The sequence below is a fragment of the Streptomyces sp. Ncost-T10-10d genome (assembly GCF_900091955.1).
Taxonomy (GTDB): domain Bacteria; phylum Actinomycetota; class Actinomycetes; order Streptomycetales; family Streptomycetaceae; genus Streptomyces.
On the sequence record NZ_FMDF01000160.1, the window covers coordinates 1 to 20834 of the forward strand.

General features: G+C 69.2%; 16 protein-coding genes. 1 reads left to right on the forward strand and 15 read right to left on the reverse strand.

Annotated features, from left to right (window positions below; all coding sequences use genetic code 11):
- From GA0115254_RS28805 to GA0115254_RS28870, 14 genes are all read right to left on the reverse strand, one after another.
- A partial coding sequence (locus GA0115254_RS28805; RefSeq protein WP_141720931.1) for a hypothetical protein occupies positions 1-291 on the reverse strand: 291 nt, incomplete at its 3' end.
- Between the two features lie 232 nt (positions 292-523).
- On the reverse strand, positions 524-1306 hold the full coding sequence (locus GA0115254_RS28810; RefSeq protein ID WP_093898209.1) for a TIGR03936 family radical SAM-associated protein: 783 nt from the start codon (positions 1304-1306) through the stop codon (positions 524-526).
- Positions 1307-1428: 122 nt separating this feature from the next.
- The gene (locus GA0115254_RS28815; RefSeq protein ID WP_093898282.1) at positions 1429-2619 is read right to left on the reverse strand and encodes a hypothetical protein; all 1191 of its coding nucleotides are present in this window, start codon (positions 2617-2619) and stop codon (positions 1429-1431) included.
- Between the two features lie 82 nt (positions 2620-2701).
- Positions 2702-4627: a TIGR03960 family B12-binding radical SAM protein gene (locus tag GA0115254_RS28820; RefSeq protein ID WP_093898210.1), complete on the reverse strand. Its 1926-nt coding sequence runs from the start codon at positions 4625-4627 to the stop codon at positions 2702-2704.
- Between the two features lie 50 nt (positions 4628-4677).
- Positions 4678-6216, reverse strand: coding sequence for a CYTH and CHAD domain-containing protein (locus GA0115254_RS28825; RefSeq protein WP_093898211.1), 1539 nt, complete (start codon positions 6214-6216; stop codon positions 4678-4680).
- Between the two features lie 51 nt (positions 6217-6267).
- Positions 6268-7458: a rod shape-determining protein RodA gene (gene rodA / locus GA0115254_RS28830; RefSeq protein WP_093898212.1), complete on the reverse strand. Its 1191-nt coding sequence runs from the start codon at positions 7456-7458 to the stop codon at positions 6268-6270.
- Positions 7458-9623 carry a penicillin-binding protein 2 gene (mrdA, locus tag GA0115254_RS28835; RefSeq protein ID WP_093898213.1) on the reverse strand — a complete coding sequence of 722 codons (2166 nt, stop codon included), beginning with the start codon at positions 9621-9623 and terminating at the stop codon, positions 7458-7460. The genes rodA and mrdA overlap by 1 nt, the downstream gene beginning before the upstream one ends.
- Positions 9624-9684: 61 nt before the next feature.
- Positions 9685-10347, reverse strand: coding sequence for a rod shape-determining protein MreD (gene mreD, locus GA0115254_RS28840; RefSeq protein WP_093898214.1), 663 nt, complete (start codon positions 10345-10347; stop codon positions 9685-9687).
- An 11-nt stretch (positions 10348-10358) separates the two neighbouring features.
- Positions 10359-11411: a rod shape-determining protein MreC gene (gene mreC / locus GA0115254_RS28845; protein WP_093898215.1), complete on the reverse strand. Its 1053-nt coding sequence runs from the start codon at positions 11409-11411 to the stop codon at positions 10359-10361.
- 125 nt (positions 11412-11536) lie between these two features.
- Positions 11537-12556: a rod shape-determining protein gene (locus GA0115254_RS28850; RefSeq protein ID WP_037698738.1), complete on the reverse strand. Its 1020-nt coding sequence runs from the start codon at positions 12554-12556 to the stop codon at positions 11537-11539.
- Positions 12557-12846: 290 nt separating this feature from the next.
- A complete protein-coding gene (gene ndk, locus GA0115254_RS28855) occupies positions 12847-13260 on the reverse strand; it encodes a nucleoside-diphosphate kinase (RefSeq protein ID WP_093898216.1) in 414 nt (137 codons plus the stop codon).
- Positions 13261-13518: 258 nt separating this feature from the next.
- On the reverse strand, positions 13519-13878 hold the full coding sequence (locus GA0115254_RS28860; RefSeq protein ID WP_093898217.1) for a DUF4233 domain-containing protein: 360 nt from the start codon (positions 13876-13878) through the stop codon (positions 13519-13521).
- A gap of 3 nt (positions 13879-13881) precedes the next feature.
- Positions 13882-15405, reverse strand: a complete 1524-nt coding sequence (locus tag GA0115254_RS28865) for a bifunctional tetrahydrofolate synthase/dihydrofolate synthase (protein WP_093898218.1) — start codon at positions 15403-15405, stop codon at positions 13882-13884.
- 133 nt (positions 15406-15538) lie between these two features.
- Positions 15539-18160 (reverse strand): valine--tRNA ligase, encoded by a 2622-nt coding sequence (locus tag GA0115254_RS28870; protein WP_093898219.1) that lies wholly within the window; start codon positions 18158-18160, stop codon positions 15539-15541.
- Positions 18161-18313: 153 nt separating this feature from the next.
- Here GA0115254_RS28870 and GA0115254_RS28875 point away from each other — a divergent pair, with 153 nt between their 5' ends.
- Positions 18314-19357, forward strand: a complete 1044-nt coding sequence (locus tag GA0115254_RS28875; protein ID WP_093898283.1) for a hypothetical protein — start codon at positions 18314-18316, stop codon at positions 19355-19357.
- A gap of 69 nt (positions 19358-19426) precedes the next feature.
- On the opposite strand, the gene clpX is transcribed toward GA0115254_RS28875, so the two are convergent.
- Positions 19427-20725 carry an ATP-dependent Clp protease ATP-binding subunit ClpX gene (gene clpX / locus GA0115254_RS28880; protein WP_093898220.1) on the reverse strand — a complete coding sequence of 433 codons (1299 nt, stop codon included), beginning with the start codon at positions 20723-20725 and terminating at the stop codon, positions 19427-19429.
- Positions 20726-20834: the final 109 nt, after the last annotated feature.

Consider the following 20834-nt stretch of genomic DNA (forward strand, 5'->3'; position numbering starts at 1 on the left):
CGGCCTGCGGCGCACCGCCGGAGCGGTCGCCTTGCGCACCGCACGACGACGGGTACGCGCGGGCGGCGCGGCTTCTGCCGCCGGAGCGCTCTCGGCGTCGGTGGCGGTGTTGTCGGACACTGCGGCGTCATCGGCCGGTATGGCCACGGCGGCGACATCCTGTACGTCCGCCACCGGCGGGCCGGCCGGGCGGGACGCGGCGCGGCGCCTGCGGCGCGGCGGCAGCTTGTCTCCGGGTGCGTTGTTCTCTTCGGCGTTCCCGGTCGTGCCGGGTTCGTTGGACTGGGGCATGCGGGCGGTTCTCCCGTCAGGCTCCCGGGCGCCGCGTCTGATTCCGGTCCGGCGCAGCCCGCGTGATGTACGCGGGACCGCCGTCCGGGGCGCGGGCGCCGCACGGGAACTCAATGTCTGGCTCGCCGGTTCCGTAAGCGATGTGCGTACGGCCTGGCGAAAGTCTTATGGGTCATCGCGCGGCCCGACCCAGGTGGCTCCCGAGTCGAAGGACTGCGCTGCAACGACCGCCTTACGCGGAACCTGCACCTTCCGGCGCCGTCGCGACGGCGGTCCCGGTGGCCATGGGTGGAGCGGCCGGGGCTGCCTCGCGGTCGGGCGCGAGCGGGTCGGTCACCGTGCCGGACTCCTCGTCGAAGAGCCCCTGCGCCAGCCTGGTCACCGCTGCGGGGACCGGCGGCGCCAGGTCGGCCACAACGCGGAGACCGGACAGGACGTCGTCAGGTCGCACAGCAGGTGTCACGTGCCGAACAACCAGCCGCAGTATCGCACAGGGCTTGTCCCCGGGCCTATCAGGCTGTGGATCAAGGGCCTGCAGGTCGACCACGGCGGCGCGGGCGTCGAAGGTCCGCATGCCGTTCTTCGCCCGGCGCTGGACCTCGACGGTCGTGGCCCCGTTGAAAGCGGCCACGGCCTTGACGGCCTCCTCGGTGGGGACACCGTCGAGACGCAGCTCCCAGACGGAGGCGGTCAGCCGGTCGGCGAGACCCGAGGTGCGGGCCTCCACGGCGTCGGTGATGTCGAGACCGTCCGGGAGCGAGGCGTTGAGCAGCTCGCGCAGGACGGCCGGATCCCGGGCCTCGGTGAGGGCGATCTCCAGGAACTCGGCCTCGCTGCCCGTACCGGTGGGGGCGGCATTGGCGTACGACACCTTCGGGTGCGGGGTGAAGCCCGCCGAGTAGGCCATGGGGACCTCGGAGCGGCGCAGTGCCCGCTCGAAGGCACGCTGGAAGTCACGGTGGCTGGTGAACCGGAGGCGGCCGCGCTTCGTGTAGCGCAGTCGGATGCGCTGCACTGCCGGTGCGGGCGGCGGGCCTTCGGGCTGTCGCTTGCCCAGTGGTTCTTCTCCTCGATGCGGGGCGGACGCGGTGGCACGCCGCCCTCGAAATGCGGGTGGCCCGGGGTGTCCGGTCCGGCTCACCCCCGCTCGGCGTTTTTCTCTCCGAGCGAGGAGATCTCTGGTTCGGGCGCCGCGCTGGGCACAGTCGTTGTACTACCCAGAGTACGCGCAAGGGGGCTCCCCGGTTCCCGGGGCTCGGGCACCCCCGGCCCGCCGACCAGTGCCCGCCATGCGTCACGGCGTGCCCGGGCCACGGTCTCGCGCGCCGTGCGCAGCGCCGCCCGGCCCGCGCGTCCCGCCTCGACGGCGGCCCGTTTGGCGGGGGCCCAGACGGCATCCCGCACGAAATGCCCCACCGGCTTGCACACCGTGCGATAGACCCAGGTCACCGGCGCCCCGATCAGATGCCACGCCAGCCAGGCGATGGCCCGGCCGACGGCCCGCGAGATGTACCCGGCGATGCGCCAGGCGACGCCGAAGGCGGCGGCGATCTCCCGGCCGACCGGGGCGAGGACCCGCCGGTACAGCCAGGCCAGCGGTGCGACGAGCAGCGTCACGACCAGCCACACCACCGCCGTCCGCAGACCGCTCCCGACGGCCGCGATCCCGCGCGCCAGCAGTTCGAGCAGCCAGGTGATGCCGTGGCCGAGCGGAGTGAGCAGCTCCCGGTAGGCCCAGGCCAGCGGCCGTACGATCAGATGCTCCGCCAGCCAGGAGGCGGCGAGCGCGAGGGGCACCAGGACGTACCGCCACAGGCCGACCACCGGCCAGACGAACAGGGCGGTGAGCACCCAGCCGACCGCTGCGGCGATCCCCCGCCCGGCAGGGGCGAGCAGTTCGCGGTACGCCCGGCGCAGCCCGTGGCCGAGCGGGGTGAGCACCGCCTCGTACAGCCACACCACCGGCACCACAAGCCCGTACCGCACCGCCGGCACCAGAACATACCGCCAGAGCGCGACCCACGGCCGGACGAAAACCGCTGCGGCCAGCCACAACAGCGCATGTCCCAACGGGGTGAACACAGCCTCGTACAGCCAGACCGCAGGGATCACCACCAGCGTCGCCAGCAGCCAGGACAGGGCCCGGCCCAAGGGGCGCAGCAGGATGCGGTCGGCGGCGCGGGCTCCCGCCACCAGGGCGTCCCAGATCATGCGGACGGGCAGAACGATCGCCAGCACCACGATCCGGACCGGAATCCTGATCAGGGTGGTCAGACAGCCCTCGCCGGCTTCGTAGGGCGCGGGGGCCTGGTGCTTGCCGTAGTCCATGCCGTACATGACGCGAAGGCCCGGTCCGGGGTTTCCCGGACCGGGCCTTCGTCACCGAGCCGTCACCCGGAAGGGCTTCGGCCTACTTCACGACCGAGAGCGGCAGGAGCTTCTTGCCGGTCGGGCCGATCTGGATGCTGGTGTCCATCTGCGGGCAGACGCCGCAGTCGAAGCACGGGGTCCAGCGGCAGTCCTCGACCTCGGTCTCGTCGAGCGAGTCCTGCCAGTCCTCCCAGAGCCAGTCCTTGTCGAGACCGGAGTCCAGGTGGTCCCAGGGCAGAACTTCCTCGTAGGTCCGCTCACGGGTGGTGTACCAGTCGACGTCCACGCCGTAGTCGGGCAGCGTCTTCTCGGCGGCGGACATCCAGCGGTCGTAGCTGAAGTGCTCGCGCCAGCCGTCGAAGCGGCCGCCGGACTCGTAGACCGCGCGGATGACGGAGCCGATGCGGCGGTCGCCGCGCGAGAGCAGGCCCTCGACGATGCCGGGCTTGCCGTCGTGGTAGCGGAAGCCGATGGAGCGGCCGTACTTCTTGTCGCCGCGGATCTTGTCACGGAGCTTGGCCAGCCGGGCGTCGGTCTCCTCGGCGCTGAGCTGCGGGGCCCACTGGAACGGCGTGTGCGGCTTGGGCACGAAGCCGCCGATGGAGACGGTGCAGCGGATGTCGTTCTGGCCGGAGACCTCGCGGCCCTTGGCGATCACATTGACCGCCATGTCGCCGATCTGGAGGACGTCCTCGTCGGTCTCGGTGGGCAGACCGCACATGAAGTACAGCTTCACCTGGCGCCAGCCGTTGCCGTACGCGGTGGCGACGGTACGGATGAGGTCCTCTTCCGAGACCATCTTGTTGATGACCTTGCGCATGCGCTCGGAGCCGCCCTCGGGGGCGAAGGTGAGTCCGGAGCGACGGCCGTTACGGGTCAGCTCGTTGGCCAGGTCCACGTTGAACGCGTCGACGCGGGTGGAGGGCAGCGAGAGGCCGATCTTGTCCTCGGTGTACCGGTCGGCGAGGCCCTTGGCGATCTCGCCGATCTCGGTGTGGTCCGCGGAGGAGAGCGAGAGCAGACCGACTTCTTCGAAGCCGGTCGCCTTGAGGCCCTTCTCGACCATTTCGCCGATGCCGGTGATGCTTCGCTCCCGCACGGGGCGCGTGATCATGCCGGCCTGGCAGAAACGGCAGCCGCGGGTGCAGCCGCGGAAGATCTCGACGGACATCCGCTCATGGACGGTCTCGGCGAGGGGAACGAGGGGCTGCTTCGGGTAAGGCCACTCGTCGAGGTCCATCACGGTGTGCTTGGACACCCGCCACGGCACGCCCGACTTGTTGGGCACGACACGGCCGATGCGCCCGTCCGGGAGGTACTCCACGTCGTAGAAGCCCGGGACGTAGACGCCACCCGTCTTCGCGAGGCGGAACAGCACCTCTTCGCGGCCGCCGGGGCGGCCCTCGGCCTTCCAGGCGCGGATGATCTCGGTGATCTCCAGGACGGCCTGCTCGCCGTCGCCGATGACCGCGCAGTCGATGAACTCCGCGATCGGCTCGGGGTTGAACGCGGCGTGGCCGCCGGCCAGCACGATCGGGTCGTCGACGGTGCGGTCCTTGGCGTCCAGCGGAATGCCCGCGAGATCCAGGGCGGTGAGCATGTTGGTGTAGCCGAGCTCGGTGGAGAAGCTCAGCCCGAAGACGTCGAACGCCTTCACGGGGCGGTGGCTGTCCACGGTGAACTGCGGGACCTTGTGCTCCCGCATCAGCTCTTCGAGGTCCGGCCACACGCTGTAGGTGCGCTCGGCGAGGACGCCCTGGCGCTCGTTGAGCACCTCGTACAGGATCATGACGCCCTGGTTGGGGAGTCCGACCTCGTATGCGTCCGGGTACATCAGTGCCCAGCGGACGTCGCATTCGTCCCACGGCTTGACGGTGGAGTTCAGCTCACCGCCGACGTACTGGATGGGCTTCTGCACATGCGGGAGCAGAGCTTCGAGCTGTGGGAAGACCGAATCGACAGACATCGCGAACTTTCGAGAGCCGGCAAGGGTGACCACCAAGCCTAACCCGATGCTCAGCCTTCCAGAGCCGCCCGCACGCGCGGCTGCGACGCCCGCTCCCACACCTGCGGCAGCTCCCGCTCCCGGGCGGTGGCGGCCGCCTCCTCGCGCCCGTACAGCAGTCCCCAGGTGAATGCCGGCTCCCCCGCCGCGTGCGCCTGGACGGCCAGGGCGCGCAGGGCGTCGCGGGCCACCACGCTGTCCTGGTGGTCGCCGAGGAGGGTCTGCACGGTCTTCATCCGTTCGGCGATCCGCTCGGCCGGCTTCCCGAGCGCGGTCCGGGCCGCCTCCGCCGCGTAACGGGCGCGCTTGGCGGCCTTGCGGGCGTCGTGCATGGCGAGGTCCCGGTCGTGGCCGGACCGGAGCTCCAGGGCGTGGCCGACGCGGGTCGCGAGGCGCTCGTACTCCTTCAATACGGCGCGGGGCAGCGCCTGCTCGGGGGCGTGGGACGCGGCAGGCAGCAGCGGCGGCGCGGCAAGCAGGGCGTCGAGGCTCTCCAGGAGTGCCAGATACCGCTTCCCGTCGAGTACGGCGACGGTCCGGCGACGGGAACCGCCCCGGCGGGCCACCGACCAGATCCGCAGCCGGCTGCGGACGGGGCCGAGGACCAGGGTGCGGGGCAGGTCGGCGAGGCCGGAACGCAGGCGGGCGTCGAGAACCTCCTGGTCGCGGTCGATACCGAGCTCGGCCGCCAGCCATTTCAACTCGTCGCCGACCGGGTCGGTGACGCTCCGGTCGAGGATCTTCCGGTACGTCCGCAGCGCGCTGCGCAGTCTGCGGGTGGCGACCCGCATCTGGTGCACGGAGTCGGGGAGGTCGCGTCGTACGGCGGGGTCGAGGTCGACGATCGCCTCGCTCTGGTGGCGGATGTACGCGAGGACGTGGTCGCCCGCGGTGGGTTGCCCGGCCTTCCCGCGCGCGCCCTTGTCCCGCTTCCGCTTACGCTCCCGCTCAGGCGCGGTCTCGGCGAGCGCCCTGGCCAGCTTGGACGGCGATGCGGACGGATGGACACCGGCCTTGCGCAGCCGGCTTTCGACGGCGTCGAGGAGGGCGGGGTCGCCGTCGTCGGCGAGTTCGACCTCGATCTCGGTCCAGGCGGCCGTACCGCTGCCGCCCGTCAGCCGTTCGGCCCGCGCCGTGTCGATACTGACCTCGGCGAGCAGCGCGCCCTCGGCGTCGAGCAGGTGGTGGACGTCACGGGCGGTGCGCAGCCGTACGACGGGGACCAGTTCGCTCATCCGGACCCGGGAGCGGAGCAGACCGGCGAGGGAGCGCGGCAGGGTGTCGGACAGCGGTTCCCGGAACTCGTCCCGGATACCGGAGGCGACCGGGAATTTGAGATGCCAGCCGGCGTCGCTCCCGCCGGTGCGGCGGCGCAGGGTGAGGGAGCCGGCCATGAGCCGGAGATCCTCGGTGTCGTAGTAGACGGCGTCCAGTTCGCTGACGCCCCGGTGAGCGACGGCCGAGACCCCGGCCACCCGGCTCAGGTCGGGGAGCCGGGTTTCCGCGGTGGCTTCGTACTTCCGCTCGATCTCACGCTTCGAGTCCGCCATGACCCGAATCTAGACGTGTTGCACGCGAATGGGCAGTGCTCCCGTCCCGGCTCAGGCGCTTATCGGCCGCTGCACCCTGATCGACTGGAGCAGCCCGACGGCCACCCAGACGGCGAACATCGAGGACCCTCCGTACGAGACGAACGGCAGTGGAAGCCCTGCGACCGGCATGATGCCGAGCGTCATCCCGATGTTCTCGAACGCCTGGAAGGCGAACCAGGCGATGATTCCGGCGGCGACGATCGTGCCGTACAGCTCGGTCGTCTCGCGGGCGATCCGGCAGGCGCGCCACAGGACGACGCCGAGCAGGACGAGGATCAGCCCGGCGCCGAGGAAGCCGAGCTCCTCGCCCGCGACGGTGAAGACGAAGTCGGTCTGCTGCTCGGGGACGAACTGGCCAGTGGTCTGGGTGCCCTGGAAGAGGCCGGTTCCGGTGAGGCCGCCGGAGCCGATCGCGATGCGTGCCTGGTTGGTGTTGTAGCCGACGCCCGCCGGGTCGAGCGCGGGGTTGGCGAAGGCGGCGAAGCGGGCGATCTGGTAGTCGTCGAGCAGGCCGAGCTGCCAGATGGCGACGGCGCCGGCCGTGCCCGCGCCGAGGAGGCCGAAGACCCAGCGGTTCGAAGCGCCGGAGGCGAGGAGCACACCGAGCACGATGACGGCCATGACCATCACCGAACCGAGGTCCGGCATCCCCATGACGACGGCCATCGGAACGGCCGCGAGGCCGAGGGCCTTGGCGACGGTCCGGTGGTCGGGGTGGAGCTGGTCGCCCGCGTCGACGCGCTCGGCGAGCAGCATCGCCATGATCAGGATGATGGTGATCTTGGTGAACTCGGACGGCTGGAGCGAGAAGCCGCCGCCGATGATGATCCAGGCGTGCGCCCCGTTGACGGTGGCGCCGAGCGGGGTGAGGACCGCCAGTACGAGAAGCACCGAGAGGCCGTAGAGGATCGGGACGGCTCCGCGCAGGGTGCGGTGGCCGAGCCAGATGGTGCCGACCATCAGGGCGAAGCCGATTCCGGTGTTGAGCGCGTGCCGGAAGAGGAAGTAGTACGGGTCACCGTGCGTGAGCGAGTCTCGGCCCCGGGTCGCCGAGTAGACCAGCAGCGAGCCGATGAAGGAGAGCGCGATCGCGGACCCGAGCAGCGGCCAGTCGAGTTTGCGTACGAGGGAGTCGCGGGCGATGAGTTTGCCCCAGGCGGAGCGCTCGGGGGCGTACCGCGAGACGGAGAAGCCGGCCATCAGTCGCGCCTCCCGAGCACTGCCGCGAGGGTCTGTTCCTCCGGGGTCTTCTGCGAGTTCGGGTCGTACGGCTTGATCTCCGGGGCGTCGATCGAGCCGTCGTGCTGGATCTTCGGCAGGGACTTCTGCGGGGTGGGCAGCAGCGCCTTCTTGAGGTCCTGCTTGCCGGAGTCGTCGAGTCCGTAGAGCGCGTCGTAGATGTTGCGCACGGCGGGCCCGGAGGCGCCGGAGCCCGTACCACCCTGGGAGATCGTCATGACGATCGAGTAGTCCTTGGTGTACGTGGCGAACCACGAGGTCGTCTGCTTGCCGTAGACCTCGGCCGTGCCCGTCTTGGCGTGCATCGGGATCTTGTCCTGCGGCCAGCCGCCGAATCGCCAGGCGGCCGAACCACGGGTCGCGACTCCCGCGAGGGCGCTGTCGATCTCGTTACGGGTCTTGCGCGTGAAGGGCAGCTTGCCGTGCGACTTGGGCTTGATCTCCTCGACGGTCTTGCCGTCGCCGCTGACGATCGCCTTGCCGACGGTGGGGTTGTAGAGCGTGCCGCCGTTGGAGATGGCTGCGTAGATGGTGGCCATCTGTATCGGGGTGACGAGGGTGTCGCCCTGGCCGATCGAGTAGTTGACGGAGTCACCGGCGCGCATCTTGTTGCCTTCGAGGCAGTTCTCGTACGCGATCTTCTCGACGTACGAGCCGTCCTTCTTGCCCTGCTTGCACCAGGCGTCCTTGTTCGCCTTGTAGAAGTCCTGCTTCCACTTGCGGTCGGGGACGCGGCCGGTGACCTCGTTGGGGAGGTCGATGCCGGTCTCCTTGCCGAGGCCGAACTGGTGGGCGGTCTTGTAGAACCAGTCCTTGGGGTGCTTCTTCGGGTTGATGCCGCCGTCCTTCAACCACTCCTTGTGCGCGATGCCGTAGTACACGGTGTCGCAGGAGACTTCGAGGGCCCGGCCGATGGTGATGGAGCCGTAGCCCTGGGACTCGAAGTTCTTGAAGGTCTGCCCGCCGACGTTGTACGAGCTGGGGCAGGGGTATTCGCCGTCGAAGGGGTACCCGGCGTTGACCGCGGCGGTCGAGGAGATGACCTTGAAGATCGAGCCGGGGGCGGCCTGGCCCTGGATGGCCCGGTTCAGCAGCGGGAAATTGGACTTCTTGCCGGTGAGCTTGGCGTAGTCCTTGGCGGAGATGCCACCGACCCAGGCGTTGGGGTCGTAGTCCGGCAGGGAGGCCATCGCGACGACCCGGCCGGTCTTGGCCTCCATGACGACGACGGCGCCGGAGTCGGCCTTGTAGTTCTCGCCGGTGTTCTTGTCGAACGCCTGACGGGCCGTCTTCATGGCCTCGTTGAGCTCGTATTCGGCGACGGCCTGGACCCGGGCGTCGACGGAGGTGACGACGCTGGAGCCGGGCTTAGCCTCGTCGTTCTTCGCCTGGCCGATGACCCGGCCTAGGTTGTCGACCTCGTAGCGGGTGACACCGGCCTTGCCGCGCAGTTCCTTGTCGTAGGTGCGCTCCAGGCCGGAGCGGCCGACCTGGTCGGAGCGCAGGTACGGCGAGTCGGTGTCCTGGGCCTTGGTGATCTCTTCGTCGGTGACGGGTGAGAGATAGCCGAGGACCTGGGCGGTGTTGGCCTTGCCGGGTGCGGGGTAGCGGCGTACGGCGGTCGGCTCGGCGGTGATGCCGGGGAAGTCCTCGGCGCGTTCGCGGATCTGGAGGGCCTGCTGGGTGGTGGCCTCGTCCGTGACGGGGATCGGCTGGTACGGCGAACCGTTCCAGCAGGGCTGCGGGGTCTTCGCGTCGCAGAGCCGGACCTTGTCGAAGACCTCTTTGGGCTTCATGCCGAGGACATCGGCGAGCCGGGTCAGGACGCCCTTGCCGTCGTCCGCCATCTTCATCAGCTCGGTGCGGCTGGCGGAGACGACCAGGCGGGTCTCGTTGTCGGCGAGGGGCACGCCGCGCGCATCGAGGATGGAGCCGCGTGCGGCGGGCTGGACGACCTGCTGGACGTGGTTGTTCCTCGCCTCGTCGCTGTACTCCTGGCCGTTGCGGATCTGGAGGTACCAGAGGCGCCCGCCGAGGGTGAACAACAGGGAGAAGACGAGGACCTGGATGACGACGAGTCGGATCTGGACCCGCTGGGTCCGGCCGGTCTCGGGGATATTGCTCACGGGGCGCCCCCGGTGGTGGTCGGGCCGGAGGTACGGGGGGTGTCCCCGCTGTGATGCGGCCTCACAGTCGCTTGACTCCCTTGATCCGTCCGGCGCGTGCCGCTCGGTTGCGGGCGACCTTGACGCGCAGTCCGCCGCGCTGGCCGCCGATCCGCAGTCCGGTGCCGGAGGCCAGCCAGCCCGCGGCGACGTCGCCGCCGCCGGAGGAGTCGGCGAGCGGATCGTTCACCGTGCGTCTGGCGATCGCCATGATCAGGGGAACGACGAACGGCGCGAGGAGCAGGTCGTAGACGGCGGCGGTGAACAGCAGGCTGCCGAGGCCCACATGACGGGCCGCCGTGTCCCCGACGAGCGCGCCGACGAGCGCGTACAGCAGCGTCGAGCCGATCGCCGCGGCGACCACCGCGACCATCGGCACGAAGGCCGACTTGAGCTGCCCGTTCTCCGGCTTGACCAGTCCGGCGAAGTAGCCGATGACGCAGAGGACCAGTGCGTAGCGTCCGGCTGCGTGGTCGGCGGGTGGTGCCAGGTCGGCGAGGAGTCCCGCGCCGAAGCCGATGAGGGCGCCACTGACATGCCCGTACACGAAGGCGAGTCCGAGGACGACGAGGAGCAGCAGGTCGGGCACGGCGCCGGGAAGCTGGAGTCGGGCGAGCACGGAGACCTGGACGACGAGGGCGACCACGACCAGGACGATGGAGAGCAGAGTCCGGTTCAAGCGCATGGGAATCAGCTCTACCTCTGCTCGTCTACCGCGTTGCCGGCGCTCGGTGTGCTGTTCGGGCCGCCGCTCGGGTTCGGGCTTCCGCTGGGGTCCGGGCTCTCGCTGACGTTCCCGACGACGTTGCCGTCGGTGTCGACGATGTCGCCGTTGGGAGAGATCGTGACGGTGACGGTCGGGGTGGGCTTGGGTTTGGCGGGCTTGGCGGGCGCCTTCGGGAGGACCATGTCGCGGGGGTCCTCGCGCGGGGCCTGGACGACGATGCCGACGATGTCGAGCTTGGTGAACCCGACGTACGGGCGGACATAGACGGTACGCGTCAGGCCGCCGCCTGACGGGTCGACACGGACGACCTCGCCGACCGGGACGCCGGGCACGAACGGCTTGTTCTTGCTGGAGCCGAAGGTGACGAGACGATCGCCCTTCTTCACCTTGGCCTTGCCGTTGAGGAACTGGACGGACAGCGGCTGGGAGCCCTGGCCGGTGGCGAAGCCCAGTTCGTCGGTCTTCTCCATACGTGTGCCGACAGTGAAGTCGGGGTCGTTGGCCAGGAGCACCGTGGCGGTGTCCGGGCCGACGGTGGTGATCCGGCCGACGAGACCGTCGCCGTTGATGACGGTCATGTCGCGCTTGATGCCGTCGTTGGAGCCCGCGTCGATGGTGACCGTCCAGGAGAAGCCCTGGGCCGCTCCTATGGCGATGACCTCGGCGGCCTTGATGCCGTACTGTCCGGCGGCCGACTTCTTCAGCATCCGGTCCAGCTCGCGGACCCGGTTGCGGTTCTGGTCGTCGCTGCCGAGCTCCGTCTTGAGCGCGGCGTTCTGCTGCTCCAGCTCGGCGATCCGGTTGTGCCGTGCACCGGAGTCGCGCACCGCCCCTATGGCGTTGCCCACCGGGTCGACGGCTGCCGCGACGCCGTTCTCAACCGGCCCGAAGACCGTGGCGGCGGCCCGCCGGGCGCCGTCCACCGGTGACTCCTCGCCGCCGCGGATGTCCACCGTGATCAATGCGAATGCGATGGCGATCAGCAGCACCAGGAGCAGCCGGCTCTCTCGTGTGTCCCTCACGTGCGGCGGCCGTGCCTTCCTCGTCGGAATGTTCGTGCCTGTATATCAACGATCGGCCGTACGGAGCGGCAGTGGTCCGCACAGCAGACTGATGTGTTGTTTATGTGTGGGCCGGGCCGGGCCGGCTACCTGCGGGGCTGGGCGTCCAGCACCTGCTGGAGCGCCTCGAACTCCTCGACACACTTGCCGGACCCGAGCGCCACCGAGTCCAGCGGGTCCTCGGCGATGTGGATCGGCATACCGGTCTCGCGCCGCAGCCGCTCGTCCAGTCCGCGCAGCAGCGCGCCGCCGCCGGTGAGGACGATGCCGCGGTCCATGACATCGCCGGAGAGCTCCGGCGGGCACTTGTCGAGCGTGGTCTTCACCGCGTCGACGATAGCGTTGACCGGCTCCTCGATGGCCTTGCGGACCTCGGCAGCCGAGACGACCACGGTCTTGGGCAACCCGGAGACCAGGTCCCGGCCGCGGATCTCGGTGTGCTCGTCCTTGTCCATGTCGTACGCCGAACCGATCGTGATCTTGATCTGTTCGGCGGTGCGCTCGCCGAGGAGGAGCGAGTACTCCTTCTTGATGTGCTGGATGATCGCGTTGTCCAGCTCGTCGCCGGCGACCCGGATCGACTGGGCAGTGACGATTCCGCCGAGCGAGATGACCGCGACCTCGGTGGTGCCGCCACCGATGTCGACCACCATGTTGCCGGTGGCCTCGTGGACCGGCAGACCCGATCCGATGGCCGCCGCCATGGGCTCCTCGATGATGTGCACCTGGCGCGCGCCGGCCTGCGTCGATGCCTCGATGACGGCGCGTCGCTCGACCCCGGTGATGCCGGAGGGCACGCAGACGACGACCCGCGGGCGGGCCAGGTAGCGACGCTTGTGGATCTTCAGGATGAAGTAGCGGAGCATCCGCTCGGTGATCTCGAAGTCGGCGATCACGCCGTCCTTCAGGGGCCGTACGGCAACGATGTTGCCCGGTGTACGCCCGATCATCTTCTTGGCCTCGGAGCCGACCGCCAGGATGCCGCCGGTGTTGGTGTTGATGGCCACGACGGACGGCTCGTTCAGAACGATGCCGCGCCCCCTGACGTACACCAGCGTGTTGGCAGTCCCGAGGTCGATAGCCATGTCACGGCCGATGAACGACATTGAGTTCCCCTTGTTCCCCATGAGGATGCGTCGGGCCTTCCAAGAAAGCGATGATGGCTTGTTCTGGTCGGCGAGGTGAGCGCTGTGGGCGTGGAAGATTCCATCGTAGTGCCGTGTGCACGGACACCGCGCGAGGGTCCTTCGCCTTTGTGGGCGGAACGGGTGGCCGTTCCACTCATGGTGACGTTACGTCGGAGTGATGCGTTCCCGCGATCCGGAACCCTATGCCGAAGGGCGACCGAATTAATTCGGTCGCCCCGGGTCATGAGCGCTGTTCGGCTGATCCGGGGTCAGGAAAGCCCCGGGAAGAAAAGCTTCAGCTCTCGCTCTGCGGACTCCTCGGAGTCCGAGGCGTGGATGAGGTTCTCCCGCGTGATCGTGCCGAAGTCACCACGGATGGAGCCGGGCGCGGCGGCGATCGGGTCGGTGGGGCCGGCCAGCGTACGGATGCCCTCGATGACCCGCTCGCCCTCGGCGACCAGCGCCACGATCGGGCCGGACTGCATGAACTCGACGAGCGGCTCGTAGAACGGGCGGCCGACGTGTTCGGCGTAGTGCTGCTCCAGCGTGGCGCGGTCGAGGGTGCGCAGCTCCAGCGCGGTGATCCGCCAGCCGGCCTTGCGCTCGATCCGCCCGACGATCTCGCCGACGAGTCCGCGCCGGACGGCGTCGGGCTTGAGGAGAACGAGGGTGCGCTGGGTCATGGTGTGCGGCTCCTTGCAGGCATGCGGGTGCGGTGAAGCGAGGCTACAGGGGTACGGGGACTGGCCTGCGGCCGGGTTGGACCGACCGGCAATTGGGGGGTGGGAGAAGGAGCGGGGCTGGGTGCGTGCAGCTGCAAGGCGGAGGATTGAGGCAACGCGGAGCGTTGGTGATTGACGACAACGCGGCAGATGTGCGTGCCCAGCCCCGCGACGCCGCCCCTCAGTTGCCGGTCGGTCCCAAGGCCACGGGGTGCCGGATCAGCCACCGGCCGGGGCCTCGGCCGCCTCCTGCGCGGCCGCCCAACGGGCCTTCGCCTCGTCGATCTTGCGGCCGTAGTGCACGGAGGCCCACCACAGGCCGCCGAAGACCAGGCCGAGGATGAACATCATCGGGACGACGAAACCGCTCAGCACCAGGGCGATCTGCAGCGCCCAACCGAGCTGTATCCCGCCGGGGCGGGTGATCATCCCGCAGAGCAGCACGGACAGCAGCATGCCGATGCCGCAGACCGTCCAGACCGTGGTGTTCGTCAGGTCGTCGGACTTCATCGCGACGAGTCCGGCGAAGCCGATCACGAAGAACTCGCCGATCAGCGTCGATGCACAGAGCGTACGCACGGGTCAGTGCCTTCCCAGGAGCAGTCGGGCCTCGCCGACCGTGATCACGGAACCGGTCACCAGGACGCCGGCGCCCGCATATTCGTCCTCCTCCTCGGCGAGGGTGATCGCCGCCTCCAGCGCGTCGTCCAGGCGCGGTTCGACCTGGACGCGGTCGTTGCCGAAGACCTCGACCGCGACGGCGGCCAGTTCGTCGGCGTCCATCGCGCGGCCGCTGGAGTTCTGGGTGATGACGACCTCGGCGAAGATCGGCTCGAAGGCTTCGAGCAGCCCCTTGACGTCCTTGTCGCCGCTGGCACCGACCACACCGATCAGCCGGGAGAAGCCGAACGCCTCGGAGAGCCCGTCGGCGGTGGCGCGGGCGCCCGCCGGGTTGTGGGCCGCGTCCAGGACGACGGTCGGGCTGCTGCGGACCACTTCGAGGCGGCCCGGGGAGATCACCGAGGCGAAGGCCCGGCGGACCGTGTCGATGTCGAGCGAGCCGGGCTGCTCGGCGCCGATCCCGAAGAAAGCCTCCACTGCGGCGAGCGCCACCGCCGCGTTGTGCGCCTGGTGGGCGCCGTACAACGGGAGGAAGACCTCCTCATACTCGCCACCGAGGCCGCGCAGCGTCAGCAGCTGTCCGCCGACGGCGATCTCGCGGGAGACGACACCGAACTCCATGCCCTCACGGGCGACCGTGGCATCGACCTCGACGGCCTTCTTCAGCATGACCTGCGCGGCGTCCACCGGCTGCTGCGCCAGGATGACCGTGGCGCCCTGCTTGATGATCCCGGCCTTCTCACCGGCGATCTCGGCGTGCGTGTCGCCGAGCCGGTCGGTGTGGTCGAGCGAAATGGGGGTGACGACGGCGACCGAGGCGTCGATGACGTTCGTCGCGTCCCAGCTGCCGCCCATGCCGACCTCCACGACGGCGACATCGACCGGCGTGTCGGCGAAGGCCGCGTACGCCATGCCCGTCAGCACCTCGAAGAAGGAGAGCCGGTAGGGCTGCTGGGCGTCGACCATCTCCACGTACGGCTTGATGTCCTGGTACGCCTCGATGAACCGCTCCGGGTCCATCGGGGCACCGTCCAGGCTGATCCGCTCGGTGATCGACTGGACGTGCGGCGAGGTGTAGCGGCCGGTGCGCAGGTCGAAGGCGCCGAGCAGCGCCTCGATCATGCGGGCCGTGCTCGTCTTGCCGTTGGTCCCGGTGATGTGGATCGAGGGGTACGCGCGCTGCGGCTCGCCGAGCACATCCATCAGCGCGGCGATGCGCGCGACGGACGGCTCCAGCTTGGTCTCGCCCCAGCGTCCGGCGAGCTCCTGCTCCACCGCGCGAAGCGCCTTGTCCACCTCGGGGTCGGCGGGGCGGACGGGGACGTCCTGGCCCTGCGGCGGTCCCGAGCGGGTGCGCAGGGTACGGCTCCCGGCCTCGATCACCGCCAGGTCGGGGTCGCGCTGGGTCGCTTCGTCGACGATCTCCGCGAAGGTCTCGTCGGGATCGGAGGCGTCGTGCCGGTCGGAAGGGCGGGGCTCACTCACGGGGCCAGTCTACGGATGGACACGGACATCGCGCGCAGCGCCCGGTCGGCGGAGTCCTGACCGTGCGCGGGGACGGGCGAAGCCCCCGTGCTCCCGGCAGCGGGAGTACGGGGGCTTCGCGCTCGGCGGGTGATCAGCCCTGCGGCAGGTTCGCCAGCTGGTTGGTGATCCGCTCGATGTCCGCCTCGGCCTTGGCGAGCCGGACACGGATCTTGTCGACCACGTTGTCCGGGGCCTTGCCGAGGAACGCCTCGTTGGAGAGCTTGCCGTTGGCCTGGGCCTTCTCCTTCTCGGCAGCGCCCAGGTCCTTCGTCAGGCGCTTGCGCTCGGCCTCGACGTCGATCGTGCCGGACAGGTCGAGGGCGACAGTGGCCCCCGCGACCGGCAGCGACGCGGTGGCGTGGAAGCCGTCACCGGCGGGCTGCAGGCGCAGCAGCTGGCGGATGGCCGCCTCGTGCGGGGCGAGCGCCGTGCCGGTCAGGGTGAGCTCGGCCGGGACCTTCTGGCCGGGCTGCAGGCCCTGGTCGGAGCGGAACCGGCGGACCTCGGTGACGACCTGCTGGACGAGCTCGATCTCCTTCTCGGCCGCATCGTCGCGGAAGCCGGAGTCGGTCGGCCAGTCGGCGATGACGACGGATTCCCGGCCCGTGAGCGCGGTCCAGAGTGTCTCCGTGACGAACGGGACGACCGGGTGCAGCAGCCGCAGCATCACGTCGAGGACCTCACCGAGGACCCGGCCCGAGACCTCGGCCGGCTTGCCGCCCGCGAAGAACGTGGTCTTGGACAGCTCGACGTACCAGTCGAAGACCTCGTCCCAGGCGAAGTGCCGCAGTGCCTCGCTGAGCTTGGAGAACTGGAAGTCGTCGTAGTACGCGTCGACTTCGGCGACGGTCTTGTTCAGCCGGGACAGGATCCAGCGCTCGGTCACGGACATCTCGTCGGCGGACGGCAGTTCGCCCTCGATCGTGGCGCCGTTCATCAGGGCGAAGCGGGTGGCGTTCCAGATCTTGTTGGCGAACTTGGCGGAACCCTGGACCCACTCCTCGCCGATCGGGACGTCGGTGCCCGGGTTGGCACCGCGCGCCAGGGTGAAGCGCAGCGCGTCGGACCCGTACTTGTCCATCCAGTCCAGCGGGTTGACGACATTGCCGAACGACTTCGACATCTTCTTGCCGAACTCGTCACGGACCATGCCGTGCAGAACGATGGTCTCGAAGGGCGGGACACCGTCGTTGACGTACAGGCCGAACATCATCATCCGGGCGACCCAGAAGAAGAGGATGTCGTAGCCGGTGACCAGGACGGAGTTCGGATAGAACTTCGCGAGGCTGTCGGTCCGCTCCGGCCAGCCGAGCGTGGAGAACGGCCACAGGCCGGAGGAGAACCAGGTGTCCAGGACATCGCTGTCCTGCGTCCAGCCCTCGCCCGTGGGGACCTCGTCGTCCGGTCCGACGCAGACGACCTCGCCGTTCGGGCCGTACCAGACGGGGATGCGGTGACCCCACCAGAGCTGGCGCGAGATCGTCCAGTCGTGGAGGTTGTCGACCCAGTCGAAGTACCGCTTCTCCATCTCCTGCGGGTGGATCTTGACGCTGCCGTCGCGCACGGCGTCACCGGCCGCCTTGGCGAGCGGGGCGACCTTGACCCACCACTGGAGGGACAGGCGCGGCTCGATGGTGGTCTTGCAGCGCGAACAGTGGCCGACGGAGTGGAGGTACGGACGCTTCTCGGCGACGATCCGGCCCTCGGCGCGCAGCGCGCCGACGATGGCGGACCGGGCCTCCAGGCGGTCGAGTCCCTCGAACGGACCGGGGACGGTGATGACCGCGCGCTCGTCCATGACCGTGAGGAACGGCAGGTCGTGGCGCTTGCCGATCTCGAAGTCGTTCGGGTCGTGGGCGGGCGTGACCTTCACGGCGCCGGTGCCGAACTCCGGGTCGACGTGGTGGTCGGCGACGACGGGGATCGTGCGGTCGGTCAGCGGCAGCTTGATCTGCCTGCCGATCAGGTGCTTGTAGCGCTCGTCGTCGGGGTGGACGGCGACCGCGGTGTCACCGAGCATCGTCTCGGCGCGGGTCGTGGCGACGACGATGGTGTCGTCGCCCTCCCCGTACGTCATGGAGACGAGCTCGCCGTCGTCGTCCTGGTACTCGACCTCGATGTCCGAGATCGCGGTCAGACAGCGCGGGCACCAGTTGATGATGCGCTCGGCGCGGTAGATCAGCCCGTCGTCGTACATCTTCTTGAAGACGGTCTGGACGGCGGTGGACAGGCCCTCGTCCATGGTGAAGCGCTCACGGGACCAGGCGACGCCCTCGCCGAGCCGGCGCATCTGGCCGGAGATCTGGCCGCCGGACTCGTTCTTCCACTTCCAGACGCGCTCGACGAACGCCTCGCGGCCCAGGTCGTGGCGGGACTTGCCCTCCTTGCCGAGCTCACGCTCGACGACGTTCTGGGTGGCGATGCCGGCGTGGTCCATTCCGGGCTGGTACAGCGCCTCGAAGCCCTGCATGCGCTTGCGGCGGACGAGGGCGTCGATCAGCGTGTGCTCGAAGGCGTGCCCCAGGTGCAGGCTGCCCGTGACGTTCGGCGGCGGGATGACGATGGAGTACGGCGGCTTCTCGCTGTGCTCGTCGGCTTCGAAGTAACCACGTTCTACCCAGCGCTCATACAGCTTCCCCTCTACCTCGGCCGGTGCGTACTGGGTCGGCAGTTCGGGGTTGCTGGCTGGCGTCTGCTGAGTGTTCTCGGTCACGGGGGACAGTTTAGGGCCGTCACAGTCGTGCACTGAAACGGGATTGTTCAGTAACGGTGCGCCTCCCAGTGGTCCACACGGGTGGACCTTCCGTCAGGATGTTCGGAACGCATAAGCATTCCGATGAGCACTTCCGAACAGGGGACACCGCAGATGAGCTACAACCAGCCGGGCCCGTACGGCGGGCAGCCTCCGCAGGGCCAGCCCGGACCGTACGGTGGCCAGCCGCCGCAGGGCCAGCCGGGCCCGTACGGTGGCCAGCCTCCGCAGGGCCAGCCCGGCCCGTACGGCCAGCAGCCGGGCCCGTACGGCGGCCAGCCTCCGCAGGGCCAGCCCGGTTACGGGTACCCCCAGCAGGCCCCCCAGGGTGTCCCGCCGCAGCAGCAGCCCCAGCCGGGCTACGGCTACCCCCAGGCCCAGCAGCCGGGCCCGTACGGCCAGCAGCCGCCCACGCCCCCGTACGGCGGCCCGCAGTACGGCGGCCAGCCCCCGTTCCCCCCGGCCCAGCCGAAGAAGAAGACCGGCCTGATCATCGGCGGCGTCGTCGTGGCGCTGGCGGTCATCGGGGGCGGGGTGTACTTCCTGACGTCGGGCGGGGGCAGCGACGGGCTCAGCGACGACGGGCCGCACAAGCTGACCACGCCGGCGAAGGTGCTGGGCAAGTACAACCGCTTCGGCGATGACGCCTCGGGCGCGAAGCAGGACGACAAGACCACGAAGGAACTGACGTCCAGCGGCATCGAGAACGGCAAGACCGTCACCGGGATCTACTCGACGGCGGATCTCAGCAAGTACGACCCCAGCGATCCGAGCACCATGCCGTCCGACGCCCTGACGGCGAAGAGCATCACTTATCTCGGTGCGTACGGCAAGATCAGCGATCCGGCCAAGGCGCTGGACAAGTTCTTCGCCTCTCTGAAGAAGAGCGCGTCCGAGAACTCGGGGAAGAAGACCCAACTTGTCGGCGAGCCGGAGCAGGTGTCTCCCTCCGACTTCAACGGCATCATGAAATGCCAGGCCGCCACGGGCGAGAACCTCAAGACCAAGAAGCCGAAGACCGACTGGTTCTGCGCCTGGTCGGACTACAGCACCATGGCGATGGTGTCCCCCGGCGACACCATGGGGAGCGTGGACAAGGACACCGCGGTCAAGATCACGACGGATCTCCGCAACGAGATCCGCGTCGAGGCCAAGTAACGAGCACGGAACGGGAAAGGGGCGCCCGGCCAGTTCACTTGGCCGGGCGCCCCTTCCGTTTGCGTACCGCTACGCGGACTTCTCGTGCCGCCCGCCGTCGTTGTTCCCGATCGTCCGCGGCTCGCGCGGGACCAGGGTCGGGTTCACGTTGTTGCGCACGACGTCCGCCGTGATGACGACGCGGGCGACGTCCTTGCGGGACGGCACCTCGTACATCACGGACTGGAGGACCTCTTCCATGATGGCCCGCAGGCCACGCGCACCGGTGCCGCGGAGGATCGCCTGGTCGGCGATGGCCTCCAGGGCCGGGCGGTCGAAGTCCAGCTCGACACCGTCGAGTTCGAACAGTCGTTGATACTGCTTCACCAGCGCGTTGCGCGGCTCGACGAGGATCTGCAGCAGCGCCTCACGGTCGAGGTTGTGGACCGAGGTGAGGACGGGCAGCCGGCCGATGAACTCCGGGATCATCCCGAACTTCACCAGGTCCTCGGGCATGACCTCCTGGAACTGGTCGCTCGCCTCGATCTCCCGCTTGGAGCGGATCGTCGCGCCGAAGCCGATGCCCTTGGCACCCGCCCGCGACTCGATGATCCTCTCCAGACCGGAGAAGGCACCGCCCACGATGAACAGCACGTTCGTCGTGTCGATCTGGATGAACTCCTGGTGCGGGTGCTTCCGGCCGCCCTGCGGCGGTACGGAGGCGGTGGTGCCCTCCAGGATCTTCAACAGGGCCTGCTGGACGCCCTCGCCGGAGACATCGCGGGTGATCGACGGGTTCTCGCTCTTGCGGGCGACCTTGTCGATCTCGTCGATGTAGATGATCCCGGTCTCGGCCTTCTTGACGTCGTAGTCCGCGGCCTGGATCAGCTTCAGCAGGATGTTCTCGACGTCCTCGCCGACATAGCCGGCCTCCGTCAGCGCCGTCGCGTCGGCGATGGCGAACGGGACGTTGAGCATACGGGCCAGGGTCTGCGCGAGAAGCGTCTTGCCGGAGCCCGTGGGGCCCAGCAGCAGGATGTTGGACTTGGCCAGCTCGATGGCGTCGTCCCGGCCCTGCGCGCCGCCGTTCTCGCCCGCCTGGACCCGCTTGTAGTGGTTGTACACAGCGACCGAGAGGGCCTTCTTCGCGGGCTCCTGCCCGACGACGTACCCCTCGAGGAACTCGTAGATCTCGCGCGGCTTGGGGAGTTCCTCCCACCGCACCTCGGAGGTCTCCGCGAGTTCCTCCTCGATGATCTCGTTGCAGAGATCGATGCACTCGTCGCAGATGTACACACCGGGTCCCGCGATGAGCTTCTTCACCTGCTTCTGGCTCTTTCCGCAGAACGAGCACTTGAGCAGGTCGCCGCCATCACCGATGCGTGCCACGAGGTGCTTCCCCTTCGCCTGGGAGCAGCTTGGTTCAGCGGCTCCTGGTGCCTCTATCCGACGGTACCTTGCCTTGCCCCCCGTTCGGGCCCCCCTTGGCACGGTTCAC

Coding starts and splice junctions, on each gene's coding strand:
- GA0115254_RS28815 (WP_093898282.1), bottom strand. CDS start 2,619: ATGGACTACGGCAAGCACCAGGCCCCCGCGCCCTACGAAGCCGGCGAG.
- GA0115254_RS28820 (WP_093898210.1), bottom strand. CDS start 4,627: ATGTCTGTCGATTCGGTCTTCCCACAGCTCGAAGCTCTGCTCCCGCAT.
- GA0115254_RS28825 (WP_093898211.1), bottom strand. CDS start 6,216: ATGGCGGACTCGAAGCGTGAGATCGAGCGGAAGTACGAAGCCACCGCG.
- rodA (WP_093898212.1), bottom strand. CDS start 7,458: ATGGCCGGCTTCTCCGTCTCGCGGTACGCCCCCGAGCGCTCCGCCTGG.
- mreD (WP_093898214.1), bottom strand. CDS start 10,347: ATGCGCTTGAACCGGACTCTGCTCTCCATCGTCCTGGTCGTGGTCGCC.
- GA0115254_RS28850 (WP_037698738.1), bottom strand. CDS start 12,556: ATGTCGTTCATCGGCCGTGACATGGCTATCGACCTCGGGACTGCCAAC.
- ndk (WP_093898216.1), bottom strand. CDS start 13,260: ATGACCCAGCGCACCCTCGTTCTCCTCAAGCCCGACGCCGTCCGGCGC.
- GA0115254_RS28875 (WP_093898283.1), top strand. CDS start 18,314: ATGAGCTACAACCAGCCGGGCCCGTACGGCGGGCAGCCTCCGCAGGGC.